At 72.4% G+C, this 4460-nt stretch carries 3 protein-coding genes; all 3 read right to left on the bottom strand.

Translation table 11 applies throughout. The features are described 5' to 3' along the window. Positions 1 to 171 precede the first annotated feature (171 nt). Positions 172 to 1866 (bottom strand): ABC transporter substrate-binding protein, encoded by a 1695-nt coding sequence (locus VM840_00980; GenBank protein ID HVL80149.1) that lies wholly within the window; start codon positions 1864 to 1866, stop codon positions 172 to 174. Next, positions 1863 to 2849 (bottom strand): hypothetical protein, encoded by a 987-nt coding sequence (locus tag VM840_00975; protein HVL80148.1) that lies wholly within the window; start codon positions 2847 to 2849, stop codon positions 1863 to 1865. Before VM840_00975 ends, VM840_00980 begins: the two co-directional genes overlap by 4 nt. An 8-nt stretch (positions 2850 to 2857) precedes the next feature. Beyond that, positions 2858 to 4460: transglutaminase-like domain-containing protein (locus VM840_00970; protein HVL80147.1), on the bottom strand; the 1603-nt coding region annotated here is incomplete at its 5' end.

Below are 4460 nucleotides of genomic sequence, written 5' to 3'. Positions count from 1 at the left end.
CCCCAGGCGACCGTGCCCGCGACCAGGAGCACGGCGGCCGCGGCTGCGGTCCGGTGCAGGTACGGTCCGACCCGGGCCGACCAGCTGAGCGCGCTGAACGCGACGACGCCCGAGGCAGTGAGCGTGACCGTCGCCAAGACGAGCACGACCGCCGCCGCCGTCCGCCTCAGCTCAGCCACGGACGAATATCTCCCGCAGGAGGGGCAGCGCCGTGCTCGCCGCCGTGAAGGACCCGATCGCCGACCCGATCCGGTCCGACGCGAACAGGTAGTGGGTCGACCCGTACAGCAGCGGGATGACCGGCATCTCGCCGCAGACGATGTCCTCCAGCCGGTGGAACTGCAGAGCCTGGTCCTCCGGCGTCACGGCGCGCCGGGCGTCGTCCTCGAGGGCGAGGTCGAAGCTGCGGCTGCCGAATCGGCTCAGGTTCGTGTCGCCGCTCCGGGAGGACGAGAACAGGGGCTCGAGGTAGTCGAGCGCGCTGGGGTACTCGACCGAGATGCTCATGCGGAACGGGCCGTCGAACCCTGTGGGGCTCAGCCCCCGCTGGCGGTACGCCTCCCACTCGCTCGGCTGCAGCTCCACCTGCACGCCGAACGCCTCCGCCCACTGAGCCGCCACGGCCTGCGCGAGCTCGCGGTGTCCGAACTCGTCGTTGAAGTGGAGGCGGATGGTCTGGCCGCGCAGGTCCGTACCGGAGGAGGCAAGGACCGTCCGGGCCCGCTCCACGTCGCCGGTCGCGGGAGCCGTCCTCGCGCATGCGTCCGGGCGGTGCAGCTGCTCCCCGAGCGGGGGGGGCAGGATGGCGGATGCCGGACGGCGTCCTCCGCCGTAGACCTCCCGCGAGATCCGCTCGCGGTCCAGGGCCATGCTGAGCGCCACGCGGACGCCGCGGTTGCGGTAGGGCTCGACGGGGGTTGGGAGCCCGAGGTAGTCGAGCCGCAGCGTAGGCGTGTCGACGAGCGTGCCGGGGAGGGCCTGCGCCTCGGTCCGCGCGTCGGGCGGCACGTGGGCGATATCGATCTCACCGGCCGCGTAGGCCGCGAGCTGCGCCCTCTGGTCGGGGTAGATCCGGAAGACGATCTCGTCGGCGTAGCCGCGGCCCCCCTGCGTGTAGGCCGCGTTGGCTCCGTGGTACCCCTCGAAGCGGACCAGCCTGATCTCGGCTCCCCCGGGGGACCACGGCTCGGCCAGGCGGTAGGGACCCGCGCATACCGGTCGCTTCCCGTACTCCTCGTCGGCCTCGTCGCGTCGCGCGTCGACCAGCGTCTCGCGAGGCATGGCCGCGGTGATCGGGTGCGTCAGGACCCTCGTGAAGTCGCCTCGGTTGCGCAGCAGCGCGATCTCGAGGTCCAACGGACCCACCGCCCGCACGCCGAGGAGCGTCTCCTCCTCGGTCTCGTTCTCCTGCAGCCGCTCGAAGCCGTTCACGTCGGAGAGCAGCTCAGCGGAGGGCGAGACGGTCTGCGGCTGGGCCGCGCGAGAGATCGGGTAGCTGAGGTCGAGCGCACCGACGTCGGACCCGTCGTGCAGCCGGACGTCCTCCCGCAGGGTCGCCGTGACGAGCGTCCCGCGCTCGGTCGACTGGAACCGGCGGGCCAGGGCGGGGCGCAGCTCGCCGGTGACCGGGTCGATATCGACCGCCGTGTCGCACATCACGCTGACCACGAGCCAGCCGGCCGGGTCCCGCCGGGTGACGAGCGAGGGGTCTATGGACCTCGGCTGGCCGATCCCCACCCGGAGCGTCCCCCCTGGGCGTGCCGCGGGATCGGGCGTCCGGGGCGCCGTGTCGTCGATCGGCTCGTTCAGCGTGCACGCGGAAGCGGCCACGAGCATCGCCAGCCCCAGGCGCCCGATCCTCTTCATCGGGGGACCGCCGGCTCCCGGCTGATCACCGAACGCCGCTCGCTCGAGACCGTGGCTCCCGCGTCGGTGCCGCTCACCTTCCATCTCTCCTCGAGCATGAGCCCGCCGTACTGGGGGCCGAACGCGAACAGCGTCGTGAACGTCAGGTTCTTGTTCGCCCCGCGGATCGTCCCCGCGACGTCGATCCACCAGATGTCCAGCAGGCTCCCGCAGGCATCGACGCGGCCCTTCGGGTCGCGTCTGCCCGGCTCGTCCGGGTGGAGCCGCCCGATCGTGGAGTCGAACCTCATCACCGTGCTCCCGGTGGGAGAGGCGCCGGTCGACTGGACGCGGTCGCCGTTGCTCAGCGGGAACCCGGCCAGCCTCATCGGCTGGACGGGTGTGAAGGTGTCCACCTTCTCCGGTGTCTGCGACGAGATGGACACGATGTAGAGGCCCGGGTCCTCCGCCTGGGGGACGGCCGACCCGGTGCGGGGCACGACCCGGTAGCGCGTAGCCGAGCCCAGCGTGTCGCTCACGGTGAACTCGTACGCGATGCCGTCCCGGCGCACGTCCCGCACGCTGCGTTCCGAGCCCGCGTACACGCCTGCCGTCTCGGTGGTGGCCTTGACGGAGTACCGGCCCTCGTTGCGGAACGCGTACGTCGCGGTCGTGGGCGGCGAGCCCGCCGGGTCGCTGAACGCCTCGTTGGCCGGGCTCGAGAGCGGGTCGGCGGCCGGGCACGCGGGCGCCGGCGTCGGGACCGGCCGGGGCTCGTCCGACGGGAAGTCGGTCAACGGCCGGACGAGGATGGGCGCGGGCTCCTCTATCGGGGCTGGAGCGACCGAGGAGGGCGCAGGGGAGCCCTCCGTCGAGCCGAGCAACACGTCGGTCGGGAACTCCTTCACCCCCGCCTGGATGGGGTTCGGCGGCCCGCCGCAGCCCGTAGCTACCAGCAGCAAGGCGATGAGGATCGCGGCCGGCCTCGGTGTTCGGATACCCATCACTCCTCCTACTCGGGGACGCCGCGGGTCGGGTCGGGAAGACCGGTACCCTCGGCCTCCACGCTCAGGACGTCCCCCCGCTGATAGGCGAGGACCGCCGTGAAGACGCGCTCGGCCGCCTCGAACCCCTGCCGAGCGATGAACAGCTGGTAGTACCCGGCGTCCGGCGGCATCCACAGCAGGATGCGCTGCTCGGGCAGGACCATCTCCTCGATGGTGAACGCACCGACCCTCTTGCGATCGAACCCGCCGCTGCCGATGCTGCTCCGGATGGAGTCGAGGACCTCCCTCCTGGTGTCCTCGTCGCGCAGCCTCAGCTCCCGCTTGAAGACCGCCGCCTGCAGCGACCCGAGCACCTCGCTCCCCCGCCGGACCGTGTAGACGCGTCCGTCGGGCTCGACGAGCGAATCGGCGCCCGCTCTCTCGAACGCCGACTCCGCCTGTTCCTCGCGGGCGAAGACGTACCCCTGGAGGTCCTCGGGCACGAGAGGGTCCGGGAGCCGGGAGACGCCCACCGGACCGTCCGGACGTCCGCAACCCACCATGAGCAGCAGGAGCAGGACGGCGCCCGCCCCGGCCGGCAGGAGGCGACGGACCCGGCGAAGCGGCGCGCCGACCACCCCGAAGAGGCGGCGCAGCCCGCGCCGCACCATCCCGGCCGCGGCCCACCTCGGCCAGGTGTTGGGGACGTCGTCCGTGTACGGCGCGCGCAGGGAGGCACGGGAGCCGACCGCCAGGACCCGGGAGAGCGCCGGCTGGGCGACCCGGACACGGCGCATCAACGACCTGGACATGTCCTGAGCCGCCTCGGCGTCCTCCATGCGCAGGTCGCGGAGGAGGTCGCCCCAGAGGGCGCGGGTGACCAGCCAGGCGAACTCGGTGTGCTCCGCGTCCGGCTCGACCGCCTCCAGGAACTCGAGAGGCGTCCGGACCGTGTCCCCGACGTTGTGGTCCTCGCACAGGTCGCGGAACTCGGCGTAGCTGACGACTATCCGCTCGAGCGGACCGCGAGCCTCCGCCCAGCGCCGCCGCTTGTAGCGCCGGTAGACCCGGACCGGGTACGGGAACAGGAAGAAGGTGAGCAGCAGGGCGCCCAGCACGGGCAGCGTCACCATCACGTAGTAGCGGACGAGCGTGTAGAGCAGCCGGATGCTCTGCAGCTTGATCGGGACGTAGACGACGAGGGCCAGCTCGTCGCTCGGCCGGATCTCGGGGTCGTCCTGCTTCTCCTCGTCGGCCGTGGAGGGCTTCGCCTTCGGCGGCTTGCCGATGATCGGCACCCACCCGTACCCGTCGAAGTACGCCTCCAGCCAGGTCGCCCCGTGCTTGGGGCGGACCTGCCAGCGGGTCCCGCCGGCGTCGGTCTTCTCACCCCCGTAGAACCCGTACCCCATGCGGGCGGGGACCCCGGTCCAGCGCGCGATCATCACCTCGGCCGCGGTGATCTCGTAGGGCGTGGCCTCGCCGCCGGCCAGCATCTCCTCGACCCGGAAGGGGGGCACGTCCACGGGCTCGCCCGCCCCGGACGCCACCACCTCCTGGTAGAAGGCCTCGCGCACGAACTGCAGCCGGTCCCAGAGCGACCCCTCCGGCACCCCGGCGAGCAGGTCC

Source organism: Actinomycetota bacterium (assembly GCA_035540895.1).
Classification (GTDB): Bacteria; Actinomycetota; JAICYB01; order JAICYB01; family JAICYB01; genus DATLFR01.
Note: the sequence above shows the minus strand (reverse complement) of the source record. Positions and strands in the feature narration are given on the sequence as shown.

Excerpts from the sequence above, each read along its gene's own strand:
- VM840_00980 (HVL80149.1), bottom strand. The coding sequence starts at position 1,866 with ATGAAGAGGATCGGGCGCCTGGGGCTGGCGATGCTCGTGGCCGCTTCC.
- VM840_00975 (HVL80148.1), bottom strand. The coding sequence starts at position 2,849 with ATGGGTATCCGAACACCGAGGCCGGCCGCGATCCTCATCGCCTTGCTG.